Source organism: Neobacillus sp. SM06, from assembly GCF_050496765.1.
Classification (GTDB): Bacteria; Bacillota; Bacilli; order Bacillales; family Cytobacillaceae; genus JAEVLT01.
In genome coordinates this window covers 21,995-48,926 of the sequence record NZ_JBNWEO010000013.1, presented here as the reverse complement: position 1 = coordinate 48,926, position 26,932 = coordinate 21,995, and the positions used below count along the sequence as shown (strand labels likewise).

Genomic DNA, 26,932 nt, shown 5'->3' with positions numbered 1-26,932 from the left:
CTAGGATAAGGAAGGAGTAAACAGAATCATGGTTCTTTTTGGACGTGTATCAACGGCAATGGTGACCCCGTTTGATCATAAAGGGCATATCGATTTTGCCAGAACAACAAAACTTGTCAATCATTTAATTGAAAATGGAACCGACTCTCTCGTAGTTGCAGGAACAACAGGGGAATCACCAACGCTTTCAAAAGAAGAAAAACTGGCACTATTTGAGCATATTGTGAAAGTTGTGGATAAGAGGATCCCTGTTATTGCCGGAACCGGCAGCAATAACACGTATGCATCAATTGAATTAACGAAAAAAGCAGAACAACTTGGTGTCGACGCAATTATGGTTGTTGCACCCTATTATAATAAACCGAACCAGGAAGGGCTTTACCAGCATTTCAAAGCAGTTGCAGAAGCAACATCGCTGCCGGTTATGGTTTACAATATTCCGGGAAGATCGGTAGTCAATATTCTTCCTGAAACAATCATTCGCCTTTCGAAAATTCCAAATATCGCTGCCGTAAAAGAAGCAAGCGGTGATTTAAATGCGATGACGAAAATTATTGCAAACACAGATGAGGACTTCCTGTTGTACAGTGGTGATGATTCCTTAACACTTCCAGTTCTCTCGATTGGCGGTGCCGGAATTATTTCCGTAGCGTCCCATGTGATTGGCAATGAGTTACAAGAAATGGTTCAGGCGTTTTTGGGAGGCGAAACGGCAAAAGCGGCAAAACTTCATCAGCGTTTATTGCCATTGATGCAAGGATTGTTTGCAGCGCCTAGCCCAGCCCCAGTCAAAACCGCCCTTCAGTTAAAAGGGCTTGATGTCGGATCCGTCCGACTGCCGCTCGTACCCCTTTCCGAACAAGAAAGAGTGACCCTGAGCAAATTGCTAAATGAAATGTAAAAAACCAATCATCTGATTGGTTTTTTTATTATGGTAAGGTTTGATTGAAAGTGTTGTAATGATTTTCTGATTTCAAGTATAATAAGCGTAACTGATCTATGGTCGGCTTAACATCAACTTAGGAGGGTTACGTAAAATTGACAAAGAGAAAAAATAATTCCATCAAGCTTACGGCATTGGGCGGAGTCGGAGAAATCGGGAAAAACATGTATTTGGTCGAAGTGGACAAAGACCTTTTTATTATTGATGCCGGTTTAATGTTCCCCGAGGATGAAATGCTGGGCATTGATATAGTGATCCCGGATTTGACGTATTTAATTGAAAATAAGGAAAGAGTAAAGGCCATTTTTTTAACGCATGGGCATGAAGACCATATAGGCGCGCTGTCCTATGTACTTCGCCAAGTCAATGTACCGGTATATGGAACCCGATTAACCTTGGCGCTTGCCGGTGCAAAATTAAAAGAGCAGGAATTCACCAGCCCGGTTGATTTTATTGAAATTGATTCGGATACGGTTGTTGATTTGGGATCGGTAGAAGTCAATTTTTTCCGGACAAACCATAGCATTCCGGATTCTGTCGGTATATGTGTTCAAACTTCCGAAGGTGCAATCGTTTATACGGGTGATTTTAAATTTGATCAGGGAGCTACAGCTTTATACCAAGCGGAAATCGGAAAAATGGCGAGAATTGGTGAGCAGGGGGTATTATGTCTTCTTTCGGACAGCACGGAAGCGGAAAAACCGGGTTATACGACTTCTGAAGCAATCGTCGCAAGAGAAATGTCCAATGCCTTCTATAATGCTCCAGGGAGAATCATTGCCGCCTGCTTTGCTTCTGATATCAGCCGAATTCAGCATATTTTCGATTCCGCACAAGAAACACAGCGGAAAGTAGCTGTTGTCGGCAAAAGCCTTGAAACGATTTATCATATTGCGCTTGATCTTGGTTATTTAAATGTTGCTGATGACGTAATCATTCCGATTTCGGAAATCAGCCAATTCCCGGATGATGAAATTGTTGTTCTGATGACAGGGAATCAAGGAGAACCAATTGAAGCATTGCAAAAAATGGCGAAACAATCGCATAAACAAGTCAATATCCAGCGAGGGGATACGGTGATGATCGCAGCTTCTCCATTAAGGGGAAGTGAAATTTTCTTGTTTAAAACGATTGATATCCTGTTCCGTGCCGGAGCGAACGTGATCTCAGACAGACGTACCCTTCATGTTTCCAGTCATGGAAGCCAGGAAGAATTAAAATTTATGATCAATTTAATGAAACCAAAGTTTTTTATTCCTGTCCATGGGGAATACCGCATGCTGAAGGCTCATAAGAAATTAGCCGAGGAGTGCGGCCTTGGCAATGATCAAATTGTGATTATCGATCGAGGCGACGTAGTGGAATTTAAAGATGGCAAAGCAATTGATGGCGGGAAAGTTCCTTCCGGCAACACCCTGATCGATGGAATTGGTGTTGGTGACGTTGGCAACATTGTTTTGCGCGATCGAAAACTGCTGTCACAAGATGGAATCTTAATTGTTGTCGTAACATTAACAAAGCAGGAAAAGAAAATCATTTCCGGTCCGGAAATCATCTCGCGCGGTTTCGTGTATGTCCGCGAATCGGAAAAGCTGTTAGAGGAATCAACAAAGCTTGTACGCGATATAGTAGAAAGAAACACGGCGAAAAATTCCTTCGATTGGACAACGTTAAAACAAGATGTTCGCGATGAATTAAACCGTTATTTATATGAAAAAACAAAACGCAGACCGATGATTTTGCCAATCATCATGGAAGTATAGATTTAGTTCATAAGGTCAGCAAGTTAAACGAACGAAAAAAGCAAAAGCATCGATAATCGATGCTTTTTTGCGTTTCGGGAAATACCTTCAGTTAAACTATACAGCTGCAGCACATGACAAAGGGACTTTGCTTTTTTATTCTTTTGGGATGAAATTGTTCTGCTGACAAATACTAACCATATCATGCTTGAAGGGAGTAAATGTGATGGAAAATGAACCAAAACAAAATCAGGAAGAACAAGAGCCGCAAAATGAGGAAAAGCAGCCATCTTCGTTAATTGATAAAATTCAGCAGCTCGGTCAGACAAACGTACCGCAGCTTTCAGCAGATTCACGAATCCATTGTTTAACCATTGTTGGACAAATTGAGGGCCATCTCGCGCTGCCGCCGCAAAACAAAACAACGAAATACGAACACTTGATTCCGCAATTGGTTGCAATCGAGCAAAATCCGAAAATTGAAGGCGTGCTCGTCATTTTGAACACGGTCGGCGGGGATGTCGAAGCCGGTCTTGCGATTTCTGAAATGCTTGCGACCTTGTCGAAACCAACCGTTTCGATTGTGCTCGGTGGAGGCCACTCGATTGGTGTTCCGATTGCTGTCTCATGTGATTATTCGTTTATAGCTGAAACAGCGACAATGACCATTCATCCAATTCGCTTGACTGGGCTCGTTATTGGTGTTCCGCAAACTTTCGAATATTTGGATAAAATGCAGGAGCGGGTTGTAAGTTTCGTCACAAAGCATTCCCATATAAGTGAAGAAACGTTTAAGGACCTAATGTTTGCCAAAGGAAACTTAACGAGAGATATTGGAACAAATGTGATCGGTGCCGATGCTGTTCAATCCGGTTTAATTGATGAAGTTGGCGGGATTGGTCAGGCGATGGAAAAACTGAATGAACTCATTGAGCTACACCGCAAGAAAAGCGAGGCGATTGTTCAATGATCTTATATACAATGATGCCACAAGAATTAATTTTTCCAAGCGAATCGGATGCCCAACATCAATGTACCATTATTCAGGATGGTGTTGAGCTGTTAGTGGAAACAACTTCTGGCGATACTGGCCGAATTGTTCGCATTCTCAGTACAGATCCGCAGCATTATCTTGATGCACGTTTCACCCCCGGTACAAAAATTTCTTTGCTAGAACAGGGAGGTTTGTCCTCTTTTTGATATAGAGTATGGTATAATAAGGACAAATAGACAAGAGCAGCCATCATGGCTGCTTTATTCCTTTCGGTAGAATGCTGCTATGGGAGACTCCTTTTGGTTTTTAGAGAAGGAATAATGATAGAGTTAGGTGATAGCATTGGTAAAAAAAAAGCGAAGACAAAAAAGAAAAAGAGAGATGAAACTGAAGAGAACGATTCAATTTGAACTGGCAGCCCTCGTACTGTTATCGTTATCGGTTATTTCCATGGCGAAATTGGGAGCAGTTGGCCAAGCGGTTGTATTGTTTTTTCGCTTTTGGTTTGGCGAATGGTATATGATCGGGTTGATCGGTCTTTTTGCCCTTAGTATTTATATAATGTGGAAACGAACGGTGCCGTTTCTTTTCGATACTAAATTAATGGGCAGTTATTTTTTGATTGGATCGATCTTGCTTTATAATCATATTTTTTTATTCCAGGCATTATCCAAAAATGGTCAATTTGAATCAGCCAGTGTGATAAAAAAAACGTTTGGCTTGTTTCAAGATGAATTGTTTCATAGAACAAGTACAATAGATCTTGGCGGGGGCATGATTGGTGCTGTCCTATACGCTGCCTCCTATTTTTTATTCTCCGATTCCGGTGCAAAAATCATCGCCTTTCTCTTTATCATCATCGGCTTTATGTTAATTACGGGCAAATCGATTGGTGATTTTATCGGCAATATCATTTTGACGATATTTAGCTTTTCACAAGATCAATGGAATGCTTTTAAAAACGATATGGCGGATTGGAAACAAAAACAGCAGGAACGACGTGAGGAAAGACGGGCGAATCGACGGGGGCAGCCAGAAAACGGACAGCAGCAAAACTTGTCTGTTTACCCTCCTTCGCCGATTGAAGAACCTTCAGTGATTGAACCGATTATTTCGAGTTTCACTGACAGAGCATTAATTGATGAAAATGGACAAGAACATCAATCCGAACAACAGCCTGAGCAGGAAATTCAAGATTCAGCTGCTGAGGAGGATTTATCGACCCCGCTTTCATTTACAGAAATAGAGAATGCCGCCTATGAGCTCCCATCTTTAAAGCTTTTAAAGATGCCTAAAAAAGCCGATCAAAGCGGAGAATATGAAATGATCCATGCCAACGCAGCAAAACTGGAGCGAACGTTTCAAAGTTTTGGTGTCAAGGCAAGGGTAACACAAGTACATCTCGGGCCAGCTGTAACGAAATATGAAGTGCACCCGGATGTAGGTGTAAAGGTAAGCAAGATTGTCAGTTTAAGTGACGATTTAGCGTTGGCGCTAGCGGCCAAAGATATCCGCATGGAAGCACCAATTCCGGGAAAATCAGCAATCGGGATTGAAGTGCCAAATTCGGAAGTTGCCATGGTTTCGTTAAGGGAAGTATTGGAAGTAACTCAGAATGACAAACCGGAAGCTAAACTATTAATCGGTCTTGGTCGCGACATTACAGGCGAAGCCGTTCTTGCAGAGTTGAACAAAATGCCGCACTTACTTGTAGCCGGTGCGACAGGAAGCGGCAAAAGCGTCTGCATTAATGGTATTATTACAAGCTTGTTAATGCGGGCAAAGCCGCATGAAGTCAAGCTGATGATGATTGATCCGAAAATGGTTGAGCTCAATGTTTACAATGGCATTCCCCATTTGCTGGCACCGGTGGTAACCGATGCGAAAAAAGCTTCCCAGGCGCTAAAAAAAGTAGTCAATGAAATGGAACGGCGCTATGAGTTGTTTTCTTATACAGGGACGCGAAATATTGAAGGGTATAACGAATACATTCGCCGGCATAATGCTGAAGAGGATGACAAGCAGCCGCTACTGCCGTTTATCGTTGTGATCGTCGATGAGCTTGCAGACTTAATGATGGTTGCTTCATCTGACGTGGAAGATTCCATCACAAGACTTGCGCAAATGGCGCGGGCAGCCGGTATTCACCTGATCATCGCAACGCAGCGTCCGTCTGTTGATGTCATAACAGGTGTAATCAAAGCCAATATCCCATCCCGGATTGCTTTTGCCGTATCAAGCCAAACGGATTCCCGGACGATTCTCGATATGGGCGGGGCGGAAAAGTTGCTGGGGCGAGGCGATATGCTGTTTTTGCCAGTAGGAGCCTCTAAACCTGTACGCGTGCAAGGAGCATTTTTATCCGATGATGAAGTTGAAGAAGTCGTCAATTATGTAATTTCTCAGCAAAAGGCTCAATACCAGGAAGAAATGATTCCCGATGATATCCCTGAGGCAAAAGGAGCAGTTGATGACAATCTATATGAGGAAGCGGTTAGTCTAATCGTCGAGATGCAAACGGCCTCTGTTTCGATGCTTCAGCGCCGCTTTCGTATTGGCTATACGAGAGCAGCGAGGTTAATTGATGAAATGGAGGCACGCGGTATTGTAGGACCGTATGAAGGCAGTAAACCCCGTGCTGTGCTCATGACAAAACCGAAAGAAGAAGCCAGTTCTCAATAATTTCCAAACCGGCTGATTTCGCTGGTTTGGAAAATCATAAAAAAGGAAATAATAAAAGTGCTATACGATTGAAACCGTTTTCTGTTCTTTGGGAAACGGATTTTTTCTATTAAATTTACTTTCCTGCATTCTTTATCATAATAATGAAAAAACGCTTCTACTGCTTGTTTTTTGCAGTTCTTCAAATGAATGCTATGTTTATATTTGACAATTTTCTTACTTTGCTTTTTTTCAAACAATCAGCCAATTGACTATTTATTTATTCGACAAAAAGTGATATAGTATTTCCGATTAGTAGGAATGATAATACATCAGAGGTCTGATGTCCTAGGAAAAGGCTGGAGGAAGTTGCATGTCCATTAAGTCAGATAACCGGCATTTGTACTTGCAAGTGATCGACCGTCTCAAACAAGACATTGAAAAGGGAATTTATAAAGAAAAAGAGAAACTGCCGTCAGAATTTGATCTTGCCAAACATTTAGGAGTGAGCAGAGCGACGCTGAGGGAGGCACTGCGTGTTCTTGAAGAAGAAAACGTAATCGTTCGTCGTCATGGTGTTGGAACATTTGTAAATGCTAAACCGCTATTCACATCAGGGATCGAACAGCTAAGCAGTGTCACTGACATGATTAAAGAAGCAGGTTTAAAACCCGGAACTATTTTTCTTCGTTCTTCATCCCAACAGCCATGTGAAGAAGATATACGAAAATTTTATTGTGCACCTGATGAGAATCTATTTGTCATTGAAAGAGTCAGGACAGCCAATGGAGATCCTGTTGTCTATTGCATCGACAAAATTCCTGAAAGAATTTTTCCAGAAGAATTCTCCTATGTCGAAGGATCGATTTTTCATACTTTAGAAGAAAAGGCAAGCCGGAGAATTACATACGCAATTGCACATATTGAGCCTATTGGCTATCACGAAAAAATTTCGCCTATTCTAGAATGTGAACCGGAAACGGCCCTGCTTGTATTAAAACAAATGCATTATGACGAAAACGATGAGCCCATTCTTTACTCACTGAATTATTTTAAAGCAGACAAGTTTAGTTTTCGGGTATTGCGAAAAAGAGTTTAATGAATCATTTTAAGTGGGATTACAAAAAATAAATCCTGTCTTACCTTAGCATTTCTACTAAATCATGAACAGTTTAGGGGGTCTTTTATTTTGAAAAAGCGCAAACTTGGAATTGCCTTGTCGCTTGTGCTTGCTGCCGGGACGCTTTTGGGAGCTTGTGGAAAAAGTAATAACAATGCAGCGAACAGCGGTAAGGGAAAAGCATTTACAGTCGGTATGGTCACGGATATTGGCGGGATTGACGATAAATCTTTTAACCAATCTGCCTGGAAAGGTCTTCAAGATTACGGAAAAGAAAACAATCTGCAAAAAGGCAAAAATGGGTATGACTATCTTCAATCCAAGTCCGATGCTGATTATGCAACAAATTTGAATACACTGTCCCGCCAAGGTTTTGATCTTGTTTACGGGATTGGGTTTTTGATGCAGAAAGATGTTGAAAAAATTGCTTCACAGCGGCCTAAATCCAATTTCGCGATTGTCGATAGTGTCGTCAACAAACCGAATGTTGCCAGCATCCTGTTTAAAGAAAATGAATCGTCTTTTCTGGCGGGAGTTGTTGCCGGTATGACAACAAAAACAAATAAAATCGGCTTTATCGGCGGGATGAAGAGTGAAGTAATCGACCGTTTTGAAGCTGGCTTCTTAGCAGGAGTTAAAACAGCAAATCCAAATGCAACAGTTGACGTGCAATATGCAGCAAGCTTCCAGGATGCAGCAAAAGGACAAGCAATTGCTTCGAAAATGTATTCTTCAGACGAAGATGTGATTTTCCATGCTGCCGGTGCAACAGGAAACGGTTTGTTTAAAGAAGCACGCGACCGTTTAAGCAAAGATCCTTCAAAAGTCATTTGGGCTATCGGTGTTGACTCTGATCAATCGAAAGAAGGGGTTGTATCCGTTAACGGAAAACAGCAAAATGTTGTCCTTACTTCAGCATTGAAGCGTGTAGACATTGCGGTAAAAGACTTGACCACAAAGGCGAAAAACGGCAATTTCCCAGGCGGAAAAACGATTACGTACGGACTGTCTGAAGATGGGGTAGGACTTGCGCCAATTAACGATGCTGTTCCAAATAAAGCGGATATTGAAAAAGCAGTGGCGAACTGGACGGACAAAATAAAATCCGGATCTTTAAAGATTCCGACGAAACCGGAAGAAGTAAAAGATTTTACGGCAAAATAAATGGAACATAAGCAGGAGCAGGCTTTTATGCCTGCTTCTGCTAACATACATAAAATCTTAATTGAAGCGTAGAAAGCAATTCTACCTTTCACTTAAGACTTTAATAGGGGAGTAGTCCCTGTTTTTTGCTGAGTAATAAGGTCTGACATCTTACTACTTATCGTTTATAGTAATTCCTTACCTAAAGCAAGGAGTGAGACAATTGGATTATGTAATCGAGATGCTTAACATTCGGAAAGAATTTAATGGCTTTGTTGCGAACGATAATATTACCCTTCAGTTGAAAAAAGGAGAAATTCATGCATTACTTGGTGAAAATGGAGCAGGCAAATCTACGTTAATGAACGTGCTGTTTGGTTTGTATCAGCCGGAAGCAGGTGAAGTTCGCGTAAAGGGAAAACCTGTTAACATTACCAATCCGAATGTGGCAAACGATCTCGGAATTGGAATGGTGCACCAGCATTTTATGCTAGTTGACGTCTTCACGGTTACAGAAAATATTATTCTCGGAAAAGAGACAACAAAAGCCGGGCGGCTTGATTTGAAAAGAGCTGAAAAAGAAGTGCGGGAAATTTCTGAACGGTACGGCCTGGCTGTTGATCCAAGGGCAAAAATCGCTGACATTTCAGTCGGAATGCAGCAGCGTGTGGAAATTTTAAAAACCTTATACCGCGGTGCAGAAATCTTGATTTTTGACGAGCCAACAGCAGTGTTAACCCCGCAGGAAATCAAGGAATTGATTCAGATAATGAAAACGCTTATAAAAGAAGGAAAATCAATTCTGTTGATTACCCATAAATTAAAAGAAATTATGGAAGTCTGCGACCGGGTCACGGTTATTCGGAAAGGGAAAGGAATCGGTACGGTTCATGTCAATGAGACAAATGCCAACGAATTGGCGCATTTGATGGTTGGCCGTGAAGTAGTTTTCAAAACTGAAAAAGCACCGGCGCAGCCAAAACAAGAAGTCCTTCAAATCAATCATCTTGTTGTAAAGGATGCGCGGGGTGTATCCGCCGTAAATGGTTTAAATTTATCCGTTCGTGCTGGTGAAATCGTTGGGATTGCCGGGATTGATGGAAACGGACAAACCGAATTGATTGAGGCGATCACCGGACTGAGAAAGTCTGAAAGCGGCAATATTTTACTAAATGGCAAAGAATTAATCCATTCGACTCCAAGGAAAATCACGGAGACAGGTGTTGGACATATCCCGCAAGACAGACATAAACACGGACTAGTACTAAATTATCCAATTGGAGAAAATATGGTGCTGCAAACGTATTATCAGAAACCTTTTTCAAAAAATGGCATTTTAAATTTCAAAGAAATCTATAATAAAGCCCGGACGTTAATTAAAGAATTTGATGTGCGAACACCGAGCGAATACACCCTTGCTCGCGCTTTGTCAGGAGGAAACCAGCAAAAAGCGATTATCGGCCGCGAAATCGACCGCGACCCTGACTTGCTGATCGCAGCCCAACCGACACGGGGATTGGATGTCGGAGCAATTGAATTTATCCATAAACGATTGATCGAACAGCGGGATCATGGAAAAGCGGTATTGCTTGTTTCATTTGAATTGGATGAAATCCTTAATGTCAGCGATCGGATTGCCGTTATTTTTGAAGGGAAAATTGTCGCCATTGTGGATCCGAAAGATACAACAGAACAAGAATTGGGGCTGTTAATGGCAGGATCGAATCGAAAAGAAGCGGGGGAAGGAACACATGTCTAAACGCTTGCGGAATCTTTTAACGCCACTTATCGCTTTATTACTGGGGATACTTGTAGGGACGATTATTATGGTGGCAAGCGGCTATGATCCAGTAGCTGCCTTTACAGCGCTATGGAATGGCGCATTTGGCGGTACATACTATGTAGGGGAAGTGATCAGGCAAGTAACCCCCTATATTTTATCGGGACTGGCAGTTGCCTTTGCGTTTCGTGTCGGTTTGTTTAACATTGGCGTCGAAGGCCAGTTTATTGTCGGCTGGTTTGCCTCAGTATGGGTCGGTATTTCTTTTGATCTTCCAAAAGCAGTTTTACTGCCGCTAGCCATTTTAGCATCAATGGCCGCAGGCGCACTATGGGCATTTATCCCGGGATTGTTAAAAGCGCGCTTCCGGGTTCATGAAGTCATTGTCACCATTATGATGAACTATATCGCATTGCATGTAACGAACTATTTTATTCGTTCAGTCGTCACAAACAATAAAGATCGTACCCCGAATATTCCGGATGCGGCTTCGCTCAGATCGCCATGGCTCGAAAGTATTACCGATTATTCTCGTTTGCACTGGGGCATTGTGCTTGCTCTTATTTGTTTAGTGATTATGTGGTTTTTCCTTGAAAAAACGACCCGTGGTTTTGAACTGCGTGCGGTTGGTTTTAACCAGCATGCCGCTCATTATGCGGGAATGAGCGTCAACAAGAACATTATCCTTTCCATGGTGATCTCCGGTATTTTTGCCGGATTGGCCGGGGCAATGGAAGGTCTTGGAACGTTTGGCTATGTAGCTGTTAAAGGCGGGTTTACCGGCGTTGGCTTTGATGGCATTGCTGTTGCGCTGCTTGGCGGCAATACAGCGCTTGGTGTTTTCTTTGCTGCCCTTCTTTTTGGGGTATTAAAAGTGGGGGCGCTCAATATGCCGCTTGAAGCAGGTGTCCCGAATGAACTCGTTGATATTATCATTGCGCTTATTGTGTTTTTCGTTGCTTCAAGCTACATCATTCGTTGGGCACTTGACCGATTGAATAAAAAGGGGGTGAAGTAAGTGAGCTTCATGGAAATTTTAGCAATCATTATTCCATCAACCTTATTATGGGCGGCACCACTTGTCTTCACTGCATTAGGCGGAGTGTTTTCCGAGCGTTCCGGAGTTGTCAACATTGGACTGGAAGGATTGATGTGGATCGGTGCCTTTACAGCGATTGTCTTTAACCTAACTTTTGCCGGTACATTTGGTAACTGGACCCCGTGGATTTCGTTAATTGCAGCGATGATTGCTGGAGGCTTGTTCTCCATTCTACATGCTGTTGCATCGATCACCTTTCGTGCGGATCATACGGTATCCGGTGTGGCGATCAACCTGTTAGCATCCGGCCTAACCCTATTTTTGGTAAAACTGATTTATGGCAAGGGAGAAACGGACATTATTCAAAATGGCTTTAGCAAAATTGATGTTCCTGTATTGAAAGACATACCAATTATCGGGAAATTATTTTTCCAAGATACGTATTGGACATCCTTTGTAGCCATTATTGTTGCCGTGATCGCTTGGTACATTATTTACAAGACGCCGTTCGGTTTGCGGCTTCGCTCGGTTGGCGAACATCCAATGGCTGCCGATACAATGGGTATCAACGTATCGAAAATGCGCTACTTCGGCGTCATGATTTCGGGGGCGCTTGGTGGAATTGGAGGAGGTGTGTATGCCGAGTCGATTTCATCCAATTTTAGCCATGCAACCATTAGCGGACAGGGATTCATGGCGCTGGCAGCGATGATTTTTGGCAAGTGGCACCCGCTGGGAGCGATGGGGGCTGCTATCTTCTTTGGTTTTGCTCAAAGTCTAAGCATCATTGGCTCAAGTTTGCCGTTCTTAAAATCAATTCCAAGTGTGTACTTATTAATTGCTCCATATGTTTTGACGATTCTCGCTTTAACCGGGTTTATCGGCCGGGCAGAAGCACCGAAAGCAGATGGTGTTCATTATATTAAAGGCAGCCGGTAATTCTTTTTGCCCTCAGCAATCATTTGCTGAGGGTTTTAACTTGTAGGAAGAGAACCAAACAGCTTATAGTGAGAATACAGTTTATTTTAATTGGAAAAAATAAATCTGTTCATGTGCATACATATAGTTATGATAAGCCTTTTAAAAGGTAAAGGAGGACTGGTTTAATGACGACTGCATTGACGGAAAAAATAACGGATATGCAAGGATTCAAGCTTCATTTAGTAGAAACTGAACAGTATAAAACGACAACAATTGTTTGGAAAATGAAAGCCCCGCTGATGAAAGAAGATGTGACGAAACGCGCTCTCCTTCCGCAAGTGCTGCAGTCAAGTTCGGCCAAATATCCATCGACCACCCAATTGCGATCGTATTTGGACGAACTTTACGGAGCCACTTTTTATGTAGATCTGGCCAAAAAAGGCGAGTACCATGTGATGAGTTTTTCACTAGAAATCGCCAATGAAAAATTTTTAAGCGATCCTAGTCCGCTTTTGAAAAAAGGGTTTGAATTTTTAGCCGAAATTTTAACGCGCCCACATACTAACGGCAATGCGTTTGAAAATGATACGGTTGAAAAAGAAAAGCGGACATTAAAGCAGCGGATTCAGTCTGTGTATGATGATAAAATGCGGTATTCAAACGTGCGGTTGATTGAGGAAATGTGCAAAGGAGAACCGTATGCTCTACAAGTCAACGGCGAAAAAGACGATGTCGACGTGATAACGGCGGAAAGCTTATACGAATACTATCAAAAAGCATTCCAAGAAGATGAATTGGATCTGTTTGTAATTGGGGATGTAAAGGAAGCGGATGTAAACCAAATTGTATCAGGACTTTTGCAGTTTGAGAAACGCACCCCGAAAAAAATTGAAAATGTCAGGGCAGCGAAAAAAGAAACGGTTCAGGAGATCAAAGAACAACAAGATGTTAAACAAGGGAAACTAAATATGGGCTACCGGACAAATATCCGCTATGGCGACCCTGATTATTTTGCATTGCAGGTTTTTAACGGCATATTCGGCGGCTTTTCTCATTCGAAATTGTTTATCAATGTTCGCGAAAAAGCAAGTCTTGCCTATTATGCAGCAAGCCGGCTTGAAAGCCACAAAGGGCTTTTAATGGTCATGTCAGGGATTGATTTAAAAAACTATGACAAGGCTGTAGGGATTATCCATGAACAAATGGAGGCAATGAAAAAAGGCGATTTTACGGATACAGAACTTGAACAAACAAAAGCAGTTATCCAAAATCAAATGCTTGAAACGATCGATACAACTCGAGGATTGATTGAAGTGCTCTACCATAACGTTGTCGCCAAAACAACCATTGACCTTGAACAATGGCTAAGCGAAATGCAAAAGGTGTCAAAAGAAGAAATTGTGGCGGCCGCAACTAAAATTGAATTGGATACGATTTACTTTTTAACGGGAATGGAGGCGGGCAACTAATGGAGAAAATTGTGTTTGACCAGCTTCAAGAAGAATTATTTTATGAGAAACTTGCAAATGGTTTAAATGTGTATATATTGCCGAAAAAAGGCTTCAATAAAACGTATGCCACGTTTACAACAAAGTATGGTTCAGTTGATAATCACTTTGTTCCACTTGGAAAAGAGGAGTTTACAAAAGTTCCGGATGGGATCGCGCATTTTCTCGAGCATAAGCTGTTTGAAAAAGAAGACGGTGATGTGTTCCAACAATTTAGCCGTCAAGGTGCTTCTGCCAATGCATTTACGTCCTTTACGCGCACAGCCTATTTATTCTCGAGTACTTCAAATGTGGAGAAAAATTTGGAGACGTTGATTGACTTTGTCCAAGATCCTTATTTTTCTGAAAAAACTGTTGAAAAAGAAAAAGGAATTATTGGCCAAGAAATAACGATGTATGATGATAATCCCGATTGGCGCCTTTATTTCGGGCTTATCCAAAATTTATACAAAAACCACCCTGTGAAAATTGATATTGCCGGGACGGTCGAATCGATTTCGCATATTACAAAAGACTTGCTTTATGAGTGCTACAACACATTTTATCATCCCAGCAATATGCTGCTGTTTGTTGTCGGGCCGGTTGACCCGGAAGCGATTATGAATCAAGTTAGAGAAAACCAGTCGAAAAAGGATTACAAGGACATGCCGGAGATTAAACGGCAATTTGAAGAAGAACCATCAGAGGCTGCCGAAAAGAAGCAAGTTCTTGAAATGAATGTACAGACTGCCAAATGCCTTGTTGGTATTAAAGCGCTTCACGTTGACCAAAGCGGTGCGGAAATGCTGTCAAATGAGTTAACGATGAACGTGCTGCTCGATTTATTGTTTGGCAAAAGTTCGGAAAACTATAATCAGCTATATAATGAAGGCTTGATTGACGAGTCTTTCGCATTCGATTATACACTAGAGCAAGGCTTTGGCTTTGCGATGGTAGGCGGCGATACAAGCGACCCGGATCGCTTGGCTGAAGCACTGGAAAAAATGCTGAAATCCGTCAAAAATGGCAGCCTGTTTAGTAATGAACAGCTCGATCGGGCGAAAAAGAAGAAAATTGGTGCATTCCTTCGGGCGATTAATTCACCTGAATACATTGCCAACCAGTTTACTCGCTATGCTTTCAATGATATGAACTTGTTCGATGTAGTGCCAACCCTTGAAAAAATGACGTTAACAGATGTTGAAAAATTGGCAGCCGAAGTGATTGCAGAAGAGCGCTTTTCAGTATGCCAAGTTATACCAAAAAAAGCTTAACAGAAGAAAGCGCCTAGTTTGGCGCTTTTGTTCTGAGTGAAGAGAAACCGGAAAGAGTGGAACGATTGTGAAAAAATTTGTATTGATTACTGGCGCCAGCGGCGGAATCGGACAGGCGACGGCATTAAAGCTGGCAGCAAAAGGTTACAACCTATATTTGCATTACAATCAAAATGAAGAAGCCATAAAAACAGTAATGGAGAAGCTTCGCGAGTTTGGCGGTGAGTTTATTCCGCTAAAAGGCGATCTGGCTGAAGAAGACGGCTACAAAACAATCGCTACGCAAATTTTTTCGCTGCATGCAATTGTCCATTGCAGCGGCAACAGTCACTACGGCTTGTTCGTGGATTTGGATCAGAAAACGCTGGAACGTTTGATGCGCATTCATGTATCCGGACCTATGCTATTAATAAAGGAATTGCTCCCCAAACTGCTGTCCCGCCGCTCGGGAAGCATTGTGCTTATTTCCTCCATATGGGGGCAAACGGGAGCGGCATGTGAGGTAGCATATTCCGCAGCGAAGGGAGCACAACTCTCTTTTGTAAAGGCATTAAGCAAAGAAGTAGCATCGTCCGGAATCCGCGTGAATGCTATCGCGCCTGGAGCAGTTAACACAGCGATGCTTGATCAATTCACAAGTGGAGAAATAAATCAGCTTCACCAGGAAATTCCGCTCGGCAGGCTGGGCTTCCCGGAAGAAATCGCTGACAGTGTCTTTTTTTTAGTCTCAGAAGAATCCTCCTACATCACAGGCCAAGTACTTGCGGTAAACGGCGGTTGGTATATTTAAAAACGTGGGTCGCAAGAAGTGCAAGTGAAATTTTCAAAAAAAGAAGTGCATATTTTCAGCCGCTCTTCGCAAAATATCCTTGTACTACTTTTTAAAAGGACTGTTATAGAAAACTGGAAACAATGGGAAGATTTCCTTGCTGATCGCTTGCACCATGCTCAAAACGCCGGAATGAACAAAGAAGCAATTGGTGATCTTGCATTTCAAATCGGCGGCTACTTTCAAAACAATGTAGACCCTAAAAATGAGCAACAAAGAGTTTTGTCCGATCTTTGGTCTGTTGCAGACGAAAATGAGCGGCATGCGATTGCGAATATGATGGTTAAATTGATTCAAAATAACGGAAATCACTAACATAAACCAAAAGAGGAAAGAACTTCACTCGAAGTGTTCTTTCCTTTTTTTGTCTTCTTGGGTAAAAGTTTTCTATGTTACGTTCCAGTTCTCCTTGTTTTTCCTTTCATCTTTGCTCAAAATCATTTATTATAAGGGTTAGATAATGAAACGGAAGAAATTTGTCGTTTCTTGTTTTTAAAACCGGTGCTGGCGGAGGCTTTTTTATGAAAAAAAAAGAATGGTATTTAGAATATGAGATTCAGAAAAACCGCCCTGGGTTGTTAGGTGATATCTCTTCACTGCTCGGAATGCTGTCGATTAATATTGTGACGATTAATGGCGTTGATGAAGGAAGGCGTGGTTTGTTAATTCTTGTAAAAGACGACGATCAAATCATCCGGCTCGAGTCAATATTGCGTACAATGGATACAATAAAACTAATCAAGCTTCGTGAGCCAAAACTTCGCGACCGGCTTGCCGTCAGACATGGACGCTACATCCAACGGGATGCTGACGACAAAAAGACGTTTCGCTTTGTCCGCGATGACCTAGGCGTTCTGGTTGATTTTATGGCAGAATTGTTTAAAAAAGATGGCCATAAACTGATTGGTATTCGCGGCATGCCGCGGGTTGGCAAGACCGAATCTATTGTGGCTGCGAGCGTTTGTGCAAATAAACGCTGGCTGTTCGTTTCTTCGACTCTTTTAAAACAAACAATTCGCAATCAATTGATTGAAGACGAGTACGATGCCAACAATTTATTTATTTTTGACGGCATTGTTTCGACGAAAAGAGGCAATGAACGTCATCAGCAGCTAATGAGGGAGATTATGTGTTTGCCGGCAATTAAAGTGATCGAACATCCGGATATTTTTGTAAAAAACACGGAATATACCCTTGATGATTTTGACTATATTATTGAGTTGCGCAATGATGCCGAAGAGGAAATTACCTATGACCTTGTTGAAAATAACCATTTGTTCTCCGGATCGGATTTTGGCGATTTTGATTTTTGAAATGTTGGAAGGTGTTAGAAGTTGACTGAATTGGGAAACCGCCTAAAAGAAGCCCGATTAGCCAAAGGGATCAGTTTAGACGATTTGCAATTAATGACAAAAATACAGAAACGGTACTTGGTTGGGATTGAAGAAGGGGATTATTCTGCGATGCCGGGGAACTTTTACGTCCGGGCGTTTATTAAACAATATGCCGAGGCCGTAGAGCTTGATGCGGACGAAATTTTTGAAACGTATAAAGGAGAAATTCCGGCAACAAATCACGAGGATTTGCCCGAACAGCTCTCAAGGGTAAAGACACGAAGAACCATTTCAGAAAACCAATCGAAACTATTGAATGCACTTCCTAAAGTAGTGATCGCAGTTGTGGTAATTGGCGTGGCAATGTTGCTTTATTATATTCTGCAACAGCGTGCAGGGAGCAGCTCAAAAGAGTCCAGTAACAACCAAGCTGAACCGAAAATTGTTAAATCGGAAAATCTCAATAAATCCGCAAGTGCTGGCAATACGGCAAAAAAGAACGGCACAGACGCAACCAAACAAAAGGACAACAGCACAACCAGTACTCCCGTAACACCGGAAGCTCCAAAGCAAGAAATCAATGTTGTCCAAAGCGCCGGCTTTAAAACAACGTACGAACTAAAAAATGCGGATAAATTTGTTGTAAAAGTGCTCTCCAAAGGCCAATCTTGGGTAGAAATTAAGAATGGCAAAGGGAATTCAGTCTTTCGGGGAATGTTAAACTCCGGAGCTTCGAATGTTCAGGATTTAACGGGTGAACCCGAGGCTGTCATTGTGGTCGGCAGAACCCTTGACGCTGAAGTTTATGTAAATGATCAAAAAATTGATTATGCTATACCGCCCAATCAGGAAGTACGGCAAGACATTACGATTCGATTTGTTCCAAAGGGGAAATAGTCATCGAAGGATGGCTATTTTTCTCATGCGTGTTCTGAGGAACTTGAGCAAGAATTTTAATTAAACCCGCATACATAGAAAAACTTAATTTGTGCAGTTCTTTAGTTGGAGGAAAGATCGATGAATTTACCAAATAAAATAACCGTATCAAGAATTTTATTAATCCCCTTGTTTTTAATCATTATGCTTGTTCCATTCGATTGGGGAGAGGTGTATCTCCTCGGAACCGATCTCCCGGTAACCCACTTAGTTGGAGCGCTTATTTTTATTTTCGCTTCGGCAACGGATTGGATTGACGGCCATTACGCCCGAAAATACAATTTAGTTACGAATATGGGAAAGTTTTTAGACCCGCTGGCGGACAAACTTCTTGTTTCCGCTGCATTAATTGTTTTAGTTGAGCTGGGCTATGCACCTTCATGGATTGTCATTATCATCATTAGCCGCGAGTTTGCTGTCACCGGTTTACGATTGCTTTTGGCAGGTGAAGGGGAGGTGGTCGCCGCCAATATGCTTGGAAAAATCAAAACATGGACCCAAATAGTCGCCATCTCCGCACTGCTTTTGCATAATATTGTTTTCCAGGCCGTTGCATTTCCATTTGCTACAGTGGCGCTATGGGTAGCATTACTATTTACTATTTGGTCCGGCTGGGATTATTTCGCCAAAAATGCTCATGTGTTTAAAAATTCAAAATAAAGGGAGTTGGGTTTGTGGCTGCTGAAATTATTGCTGTTGGCTCAGAATTGCTTTTAGGGCAAATTGTGAATACAAATGCCCGGTTTTTATCGCAGCACTTGGCAAGCCTTGGAGTGGATGTATTTTATCATACGGTTGTTGGAGATAACTCCAGCCGCCTTCAATCCGCCATTGAAATGGCAGAAAAACGCTCGGATCTCATTCTTTTTACCGGCGGGCTTGGACCGACAAAAGACGATTTGACAAAAGAAACAATTGCCCGCCATCTTCACAAAGAGCTTGTGATGGATGAAGAGGCAATGCGTTCGATTGAAGCATATTTTAAAAAAACCAACCGTCCGATGACCGAAAATAACCGCAAACAGGCACTTGTCCTTGCAGACTCCCAAGTTTTGCCGAATGATCATGGGATGGCGCCTGGAATGATGCTTTCCGTCAAGGAGCATACGTACATGCTTCTTCCCGGCCCGCCAAAAGAAATGCAGCCGATGTTTTTACACTACGGAATGGCTGCACTTTCTCAAGAGCTAAATTTGCATGAAAAAATCGTTTCAAGGGTGCTGCGCTTTTTTGGCATTGGCGAATCGGCACTTGAAACGGAGATTGAAGATTTGATTGACAAGCAAACCAATCCAACTATTGCTCCGCTTGCGGCCGACGGTGAAGTAACCTTAAGACTGACGGCAAAGCATCAAGATGAAAATCTTGCCAAGCAGATGCTTGATGAAACGGAACAGGAGATTCGCTCCCGTGTGGGCCAATATCTTTACGGCTATGATCACACCTCGCTGATCCGCGAATTGGTTCGGATGTTAAAAGAGCAGAACTATACCATTGCCGCGGCGGAAAGTTTAACAGGCGGATTGTTTCAAGCGGAAATGACATCAATTCCTGGAACAAGCGTGTTTTTAAAAGGCGGGGTCGTCTGCTACACAAACGAATCAAAGCGAAAGCTGTTAAATGTAAAAGAAGAAACATTAGAGGCTTTTGGTGCGGTGAGCGAGCAGTGTGCGAGCGAACTGGCGGAGAATGTTGCAACGCTCTTAAATGCTGATATCGGGATTAGCTTTACCGGTGTAGCCGGCCCTACTGAAGCCGAGGGAAAGCCTGTCGGCACAGTTTATATTGGAATCTCGTTCAGAGGTAAACCGGCGGTGGTAGAAAAATTAGCATTGGCCGGCACACGTGACGCCAACCGTATTCGTTCCGTCAAATATGGATGTTATTCTTTACTAACTCTTTTAAAAAAATCACAGGCCGGTATTTAAGGTCTGTGATTTTTTTGGCTAATCAGAATTTATATGAATAAATTCTGTACGCATAAATTTAACCACGCCTCTGTCTTTGTCCAAAGGACTCGCCAGTCGGCGAGTTTTCATTTCTAGCCTCGCGTCCGTCCATCATATACTCTTCATCGTCCAATTCTAGCTAAAGCCTAAGGAATTTTTAAATTGTTAGAAAATGAGAGAAATCAAGTTATTTGCTGGAAATAGCTCTTAAAAAAATCTCTTTTCCAACCGGATTGACTCGTTTTCGGCTAAAAATTCCCCGCAAAACACTCGAATGAGTGTTCGTCTTTTTGCTCGACAAAAAGCGGAAAAGCAGTTATAGTATTAGTAGGATTTTAGGATTGCTAGAATTCCTGGCAAAAGATTTTTTACTACTTTTTAAGGAGGAACAAATGAATGAATGATCGCCAGGCAGCATTAGAAATGGCGCTAAAGCAGATAGAAAAGCAATTTGGAAAAGGCTCAATCATGAAGATGGGTGAGCAGACAGAAACAAGGGTTTCGACCGTTCCCAGTGGATCATTAGCACTTGATGCTGCTCTCGGAGTAGGAGGATACCCGCGCGGTCGGATTATCGAAATCTATGGTCCTGAAAGTTCAGGTAAAACAACCGTAGCCCTTCACGCAATTGCTGAAGTACAGGCAACCGGCGGACAAGCGGCCTTTATCGACGCAGAGCATGGCGTGTCTTGTTTCTAATCCAAGTATGGTAGAAATACTGTATGAAAGATTAGAGGGACAGAGACTACGAAGGATGACAAATCCTTCATAAAGACTGGTAGTGTATGTCCTAACTTCATTACTGAATTGAACGGTGAGGTTCCGTTTCAAGAACTTTGGTTGGGTTCTTGCTCTAATACCCCGACGTGCGGTGGTATAGCACTATATCACGGTGCGAAGCTCGGAGAGGTCGGCGAAAATCAGACTTGTGAAGTGGTTAGAGAAGTAGTCGGGAGTCCATAAAGTTTCTATGACTAAAGAATGCCTTAGCATTGGAATGAACCTGCGGAAGTACGGCTCGTAATGCGTGGGTAATCGAATCAAGAAGATTGCCACCTCCAAGTGAGGTTCAGTCTCGGATACAGTATTCGTGTTTGCTGTTTTCTGAACTTATCCGCTTTAAGGATAAGAGTTCTTAGCCGACCAACCATTTGGCGAAAGAATGGCTGACGGGTCAGAGTAGGGGTCTAAGGAAACTATGATAAGGATAGGTAATGAGGAACAAGAGAACCCCATTAGTGAATGTTAAAGCGAGTGCAAGCTGATGTCACTAAACAGTAGGAAATGCCTGTTGAAAATGGGGGGCTTCAGCCCGTAGTAGTGTTGAAGCAGGGTAATTCCTGTGGAGCGAAGGGGCATAGTCAAGATAAGTTTATCGGAAATAAACTAATTCATTACAAATTAACGAGTTTATGGAAGCCGTGAGAAAGGCGTAAAAGCCTTTGGTGAGCCTAACTGACTAAAGACATATTGCCCTTAATGCTAATAAGAAACATCTTTTAGGAATAGGGTGAAACATTTGTCTCAAAAACTAAACACTCCCGCAGACGAAACCGAATTAAGGTTTATCCTTGACAAACTCTACCAAAATACTCTGAAATCTATTGAGAATGACGAGTTACCGAGTTTTAAAGGACTTTTGGAAGTGGCAGTTAGTAGGACAGTCATAATATCGGCAATTCATAAAATTAGAGCCAATAAGGGTAGTAAAACGGCTGGTACGGATAACGTCATAATGCAAGATATACTATCCAAACAATTTGACGAAGTTATAGAATTAGTCCAAAAAACAATGAAAGATTATAAACCCAAAGCAGTAAGAAGGGTTCATATTCCAAAGCCAGGAAAGAAAGAAAAACGACCTTTAGGGATACCAACTCTGATTGATAGGATAATACAGGAATGTATTAGAATGACAATAGAACCTATCCTTGAAGCACAGTTTTTCAAACACTCATACGGTTTTAGACCTATGAGAGACGCTAAACAAGCAGTAGAACGGGCAATCTTCATTGGGACTAAGATTAAATATAACTGGGCAGTTGAAGGAGACATTAAAGGTTTCTTTGACAACGTAAACCATAACATCCTAATTAAGCAACTCTGGCATATGGGCATCCATGATAGACGAGTCCTTATGATAATCAAAGAAATGCTCAAAGCAGGTGTTATGAATGAAACAAAGAGGAACGAATTAGGAACTCCGCAAGGAGGAATAATTTCCCCACTCTTAGCGAATGTCTACCTCCATAAACTTGACGAATGGGTTTCAAGAGAATGGGAAGACAAAGAACTAAGAAATGGAACCAAATCAAGGATTGCGAAACTAAGTTCCTTACGGAACTACTCTTCCATTACAAGACCTGAATTCTTCCTTCGATATGCAGATGATTGGGTTCTCTTCACGAATAGTAAAGAAAACGCCGAAAAGTGGAAATACAGAATTAAAGAATTCTTAAATGATAAACTGCAACTTGAACTCTCTGACGAGAAAACCTTTGTCACAGATATGAAAAAGAAACCTATCAAATTCATTGGCTTTAGAATTAAAATGATTCGAAAAGGAAATGGATTTGTTGGTTATTCATATCCAGATAAAGACAAACTCGAAAAGAAATTCAAGGAAATCAGTAAAGATTTAAGGAGACTAAAGTTCTGTTCTGACGAAGAATGGCTAATAAACGATATAGACCTAATAAACAGTAAGTTTCGAGGCATTATCAACTATTACAATTCTTCCCCAGGCATAAACTTGACTATGAGAGATTTTAGAGAAAACCTAAAATACACTGCATACAAAAGTTTAAAGAAATCTGGTGGCGAATGGATTCCAGCAAACCAATGTCAAAACCTTAAAACATTCTACCCCGAAAGGACTGAACAAGTCCCTGCCGTCAAATACAAAAATCAATGGATAGGAATCATATCATTAGGTTTTGCAACTTGGGTTAAATATCCAAACAAAAACCAAGACGAAACTCCATATACGGTGGAAGGTAGAGAGTTATACTTCAAAAGGTCTAAAAACAGACCGCTCTTAGTGAGAACAGAAGCACTCTTGAACTCCAAACACCTTGCATTAATCCTTGCAGGTAATAAGCGTAAACTCTACACTTATGAATACTTTATGAATAGATGTTATGCATTTAATAGGGATAAGGGAAAATGCTCAATATGTAGAGACACCCTAACGGGGTCTGGGGACACACAAACCCACCACATTGACAGCAAACTACCCTTCGACCAAGTAAATAAAGTCCCTAACCTTACCACGACCTGCAATAAATGCCATCAGCTAATACACGCAAAGGAAGTAACCGACAAGGAAACATTCCACTTGAAGAAGAATTCAATTCTTAAACTTCAAAAATACCGTGAGTTGGCATTAAGGGAGTAAAGCAATCACTGTAATGAATATATCTTGATGGAACGCCGTATGCGGGGAAACTCGCACGTACGGTGTGAAGCGGGGGAAAACAGCTCCTACAAGTAATGTTGAGGATGACTGTTACCTATCGCTAACCCTGGATCCAGCTTATGCCCAAAAATTGGGAGTTAATATTGATGAGTTGCTGCTTTCCCAGCCGGATACTGGAGAGCAGGCGCTTGAAATTGCTGAGGCTCTTGTGCGCAGCGGTGCCGTTGATATCATTGTTATCGACTCAGTTGCTGCCCTTGTACCGAAAGCGGAAATTGAAGGGGAAATGGGAGATTCCCATGTTGGCTTACAAGCCCGCCTAATGTCCCAAGCCCTTCGAAAGCTTTCAGGCGCAATTAACAAATCAAAAACAATCGCAGTATTCATTAACCAGATTAGGGAAAAAGTGGGAGTTATGTTTGGAAATCAACTCGTAGTTGCTTAATCTGAATCTTCACCTTTTATCTTTTTAAGAGGATTTCTATTCAGAAAAGAAACACTGCATAGATGTTCATGGAGAATGGCCTCACAAGATACAAAAAGTAAAGTCACGAGACGAGAGAAAGCAAATATATATGACAGAAAACGGTTATAGGTATTTGGTTATCCATGAAAAAGAGCTTGATAATATAAAAGGTGTTAGGAAAAAGATTAAGGAGTTTACACTGGGTTTCCCTTGCTAGTGATAGCAAGTAAAATAACCTTGTGAACCCGATTGCCTAGGGGTGTGGTGGAAACACTGCTAACGGTGAAGCCCTCCTTAAATGGGTAATACCGTGCCAAGCCTTTAGAAGGATAAGGAAGGTGTAGAGACTACCGAAATGAGCTTTTTAGCTAACAAAGTAGGGTACGGCAGGAGATAGGCTGCTGCCGGAAGTGCAAGGCTCTCTATTTAGAGATGAAGAGATAGTCCGTGCTATAGAAATGGTAAATCTATAGTTTAAGCCAGAAACCACTCCAGGCGGGCGTGCGCTTAAGTTCTATTCGACTATCAGACTTGAAGTCCGCCGCGCTGAAACGTTAAAGCAAGGCAACGACATGGTGGGGAACAAAACGAAAATTAAAGTTGTCAAAAACAAAGTTGCTCCGCCTTTCCGCACAGCTGAAGTGGACATTATGTACGGTGAAGGTATTTCCAAAGAAGGCGAGATTATTGACCTTGGCGCCGAGCTTGATATTATTCAAAAGAGCGGTTCATGGTATTCTTACAATGATGAGCGCCTTGGCCAAGGACGTGAGAACGCAAAGATCTACCTAAAGGAAAATCCGGAAATCCGTCAAGAGATCCATCAAAAAATCCGCGACCATTATGGACTTGACGGCGAAAAAACGGTTGTTGAGGCAGAAGAGGAACAGCCTGAACTATTTGAATAAAAAAAGGGGCAAAGCCTACTTGGGAAAGGGGCTTTGCCCTTTTTGAATTTATAAAATTAAAACAAATTGTATATTTATACAAAAATACACCTTGGAAAATAGGCTTTGCTGGACATTTCCTAGATATTTCAAATTGGAGCAAGGACTAACCCTTGACAATAAATATACACACCGATAAAATAAATATGTATATTTTACATTTTTGGTAATATTACATTCAAGAGTAAACTCGCCGTTGGCGGGCCTTGGCAAAGAAAGAGGGCGCTGCCTTCATGCGTTCAGATTTTATTCCCATAAGATCTGATTAGCTGAAAAAGCCTTGGTGCATGCAGTATGTTGAGTAAAGCAATGTACATGCCGACACTTAAAAAACGTAACAAAAGTTCATAGCAAGAGGAGGTGTAAGGATGGAACCAATTACGATCATCTCCATTTTGCTTGGTCTATTCGTCGGTGCCGTTGTTGGCTATTTTATTCGTAAGTCCATTGCTGAAGCAAAAATAGCAGGAGCAAAGAGTGCTGCAGAGCAAATTTTAGAGGATGCAAAGCGTGAAGCCGATTCTCTGAAAAAAGAAGCTCTGTTAGAGGCAAAGGATGAAATTCACAAGCTTCGAACCGAAGCGGAACGTGAGGTTCGTGAACGAAGAAATGAACTGCAAAAACAAGAAAACCGTTTACTGCAAAGAGAAGAGAATTTAGATCGAAAAGATGAAACGTTAAATAAGCGTGAAGCTCTTTTAGAAAAGAAGGATGATTCTCTAACCAAAAGACAACAGCATATTGAAGAGATGGAAAGCAAAGTGGACGAGTTGGTACAGACACAACAAGCTGAACTTGAACGAATTTCAAGTCTAACGCGTGAGGAAGCAAAGGCAATTATACTCGATCGTACCGAAAAAGAGCTTGCCTACGACCTTGCTGTTATGATTAAGGAAAATGAAATTCGGATCAAAGAAGAAGCAGACAAGAAAGCAAAAGAAATTTTATCGCTTGCAATCCAGCGATGCGCCGCTGACCACGTCGCAGAAACAACCGTTTCTGTCGTAAATCTTCCGAACGATGAAATGAAGGGTCGGATTATCGGCCGTGAAGGTCGGAACATCCGGACACTTGAAACCTTGACTGGCATCGATTTGATTATTGATGACACACCGGAAGCCGTCATTCTTTCCGGTTTCGACCCAATCCGGCGTGAAACTGCCCGCTTGGCTTTGGAAAAACTTGTCCAGGATGGCCGCATTCATCCGGCGCGCATTGAAGAGATGGTTGAGAAATCGCGCCGTGAAGTAGATGAGTATATTCGCGAAGTGGGAGAGCAGACAACTTTTGAAGTAGGTGTTCATGGCCTTCATCCCGATCTCATCAAAATTCTAGGACGTTTAAAATTCCGCACAAGTTACGGACAAAATGTATTAAAACATTCGATTGAAGTAGCACAGCTATCGGGTCTGCTTGCAGCCGAGCTTGGGGAAGATGAAACGCTCGCACGACGTGCCGGTTTGCTTCATGATATTGGCAAAGCGATCGACCACGAAGTCGAAGGAAGCCATGTTGAGATAGGCGTTGAACTTGCCACCAAATATAAAGAACATCCTGTTGTCATTAACAGCATTGCTTCTCACCATGGTGACACGGAAGCAACGTCGGTTATTGCAGTGCTCGTAGCCGCTGCAGACGCATTGTCTGCCGCTAGACCTGGAGCACGCAGTGAAACATTGGAAAACTATATTCGCCGCCTTGAAAAATTGGAGGAAATTTCAGAATCCTATGAGGGTGTCGACAAGTCATTTGCGATCCAAGCTGGCCGGGAAATAAGGATCATTGTCCGACCGGAGACGATTGATGATCTTGCTGCACATCGATTGGCCAGGGATATACGCAAACGTATTGAAGAAGAACTTGATTATCCGGGGCATATAAAAGTAACAGTCATCCGTGAAACGCGAGCTGTAGAATATGCAAAATAAAGCGGTGCAATCTGCATCGCT

The 26,932-nt window shown here is 42.0% G+C and carries 20 protein-coding genes and 3 pseudogenes; all 23 read left to right on the top strand.

Features of this window, described 5'->3' with window-relative positions; translation table 11 throughout:
- The first annotated feature begins 28 nt into the window (after window positions 1-28).
- Window positions 29-901, top strand: a complete 873-nt coding sequence (gene dapA, locus ACQYAD_RS05305; protein WP_430236163.1) for a 4-hydroxy-tetrahydrodipicolinate synthase — start codon at window positions 29-31, stop codon at window positions 899-901.
- Window positions 902-1,038: 137 nt separating this feature from the next.
- Window positions 1,039-2,706, top strand: a complete 1,668-nt coding sequence (locus tag ACQYAD_RS05300; protein WP_430236162.1) for a ribonuclease J — start codon at window positions 1,039-1,041, stop codon at window positions 2,704-2,706.
- A gap of 205 nt (window positions 2,707-2,911) precedes the next feature.
- Window positions 2,912-3,655 carry a ClpP family protease gene (locus ACQYAD_RS05295; RefSeq protein WP_430236160.1) on the top strand — a complete coding sequence of 248 codons (744 nt, stop codon included), beginning with the start codon at window positions 2,912-2,914 and terminating at the stop codon, window positions 3,653-3,655.
- Complete coding sequence (locus ACQYAD_RS05290) at window positions 3,652-3,885, top strand: YlzJ-like family protein (RefSeq protein WP_430236159.1); 234 nt, start codon at window positions 3,652-3,654, stop codon at window positions 3,883-3,885. Before ACQYAD_RS05295 ends, ACQYAD_RS05290 begins: the two co-directional genes overlap by 4 nt.
- A 175-nt stretch (window positions 3,886-4,060) precedes the next feature.
- A complete protein-coding gene (locus tag ACQYAD_RS05285) occupies window positions 4,061-6,361 on the top strand; it encodes a DNA translocase FtsK (protein ID WP_430236158.1) in 2,301 nt (766 codons plus the stop codon).
- Window positions 6,362-6,713: 352 nt separating this feature from the next.
- Window positions 6,714-7,439 (top strand): GntR family transcriptional regulator, encoded by a 726-nt coding sequence (locus tag ACQYAD_RS05280; protein WP_430236157.1) that lies wholly within the window; start codon window positions 6,714-6,716, stop codon window positions 7,437-7,439.
- Between the two features lie 90 nt (window positions 7,440-7,529).
- On the top strand, window positions 7,530-8,624 hold the full coding sequence (locus tag ACQYAD_RS05275) for a BMP family lipoprotein (RefSeq protein WP_430236155.1): 1,095 nt from the start codon (window positions 7,530-7,532) through the stop codon (window positions 8,622-8,624).
- Window positions 8,625-8,826: 202 nt separating this feature from the next.
- On the top strand, window positions 8,827-10,362 hold the full coding sequence (locus ACQYAD_RS05270) for an ABC transporter ATP-binding protein (RefSeq protein WP_430236154.1): 1,536 nt from the start codon (window positions 8,827-8,829) through the stop codon (window positions 10,360-10,362).
- A complete protein-coding gene (locus ACQYAD_RS05265; protein ID WP_430236152.1) occupies window positions 10,355-11,401 on the top strand; it encodes an ABC transporter permease in 1,047 nt (348 codons plus the stop codon). The genes ACQYAD_RS05270 and ACQYAD_RS05265 overlap by 8 nt, the downstream gene beginning before the upstream one ends.
- Before the next feature lie 9 nt (window positions 11,402-11,410).
- Complete coding sequence (locus ACQYAD_RS05260; RefSeq protein WP_430237196.1) at window positions 11,411-12,361, top strand: ABC transporter permease; 951 nt, start codon at window positions 11,411-11,413, stop codon at window positions 12,359-12,361.
- A 167-nt stretch (window positions 12,362-12,528) separates the two neighbouring features.
- Window positions 12,529-13,812 carry an EF-P 5-aminopentanol modification-associated protein YfmF gene (yfmF, locus tag ACQYAD_RS05255; RefSeq protein WP_430236150.1) on the top strand — a complete coding sequence of 428 codons (1,284 nt, stop codon included), beginning with the start codon at window positions 12,529-12,531 and terminating at the stop codon, window positions 13,810-13,812.
- Window positions 13,812-15,104, top strand: a complete 1,293-nt coding sequence (gene yfmH / locus ACQYAD_RS05250; protein WP_430236149.1) for an EF-P 5-aminopentanol modification-associated protein YfmH — start codon at window positions 13,812-13,814, stop codon at window positions 15,102-15,104. Before yfmF ends, yfmH begins: the two co-directional genes overlap by 1 nt.
- 67 nt (window positions 15,105-15,171) lie before the next feature.
- On the top strand, window positions 15,172-15,894 hold the full coding sequence (gene ymfI / locus ACQYAD_RS05245) for an elongation factor P 5-aminopentanone reductase (protein WP_430236147.1): 723 nt from the start codon (window positions 15,172-15,174) through the stop codon (window positions 15,892-15,894).
- Window positions 15,895-15,969: 75 nt separating this feature from the next.
- On the top strand, window positions 15,970-16,248 hold the full coding sequence (locus tag ACQYAD_RS05240) for a DUF3243 domain-containing protein (RefSeq protein WP_430237194.1): 279 nt from the start codon (window positions 15,970-15,972) through the stop codon (window positions 16,246-16,248).
- Window positions 16,249-16,454: 206 nt separating this feature from the next.
- Window positions 16,455-17,246 (top strand): DUF3388 domain-containing protein, encoded by a 792-nt coding sequence (locus ACQYAD_RS05235; RefSeq protein ID WP_430236146.1) that lies wholly within the window; start codon window positions 16,455-16,457, stop codon window positions 17,244-17,246.
- A 21-nt stretch (window positions 17,247-17,267) separates the two neighbouring features.
- On the top strand, window positions 17,268-18,164 hold the full coding sequence (locus ACQYAD_RS05230; protein ID WP_430236145.1) for a helix-turn-helix domain-containing protein: 897 nt from the start codon (window positions 17,268-17,270) through the stop codon (window positions 18,162-18,164).
- Between the two features lie 120 nt (window positions 18,165-18,284).
- Complete coding sequence (gene pgsA, locus ACQYAD_RS05225) at window positions 18,285-18,863, top strand: CDP-diacylglycerol--glycerol-3-phosphate 3-phosphatidyltransferase (RefSeq protein ID WP_430236144.1); 579 nt, start codon at window positions 18,285-18,287, stop codon at window positions 18,861-18,863.
- 14 nt (window positions 18,864-18,877) lie between these two features.
- The gene (locus ACQYAD_RS05220; RefSeq protein WP_430236143.1) at window positions 18,878-20,131 is read left to right on the top strand and encodes a competence/damage-inducible protein A; all 1,254 of its coding nucleotides are present in this window, start codon (window positions 18,878-18,880) and stop codon (window positions 20,129-20,131) included.
- A 417-nt stretch (window positions 20,132-20,548) separates the two neighbouring features.
- Window positions 20,549-20,839, top strand: a pseudogene (locus ACQYAD_RS05215) (recombinase RecA); the annotation flags it as partial.
- Window positions 20,840-21,671: 832 nt separating this feature from the next.
- Window positions 21,672-23,549 (top strand): group II intron reverse transcriptase/maturase, encoded by a 1,878-nt coding sequence (gene ltrA, locus ACQYAD_RS05210; protein WP_430236142.1) that lies wholly within the window; start codon window positions 21,672-21,674, stop codon window positions 23,547-23,549.
- Between the two features lie 64 nt (window positions 23,550-23,613).
- Window positions 23,614-23,997: pseudogene (locus ACQYAD_RS05205) on the top strand (recombinase RecA); the annotation flags it as partial.
- Window positions 23,998-24,515: 518 nt separating this feature from the next.
- Window positions 24,516-24,944 (top strand): annotated as a pseudogene (locus ACQYAD_RS05200) (recombinase RecA); the annotation flags it as partial.
- 407 nt (window positions 24,945-25,351) lie between these two features.
- On the top strand, window positions 25,352-26,911 hold the full coding sequence (gene rny, locus ACQYAD_RS05195; protein WP_430236141.1) for a ribonuclease Y: 1,560 nt from the start codon (window positions 25,352-25,354) through the stop codon (window positions 26,909-26,911).
- The last annotated feature ends 21 nt before the right edge of the window (window positions 26,912-26,932 follow it).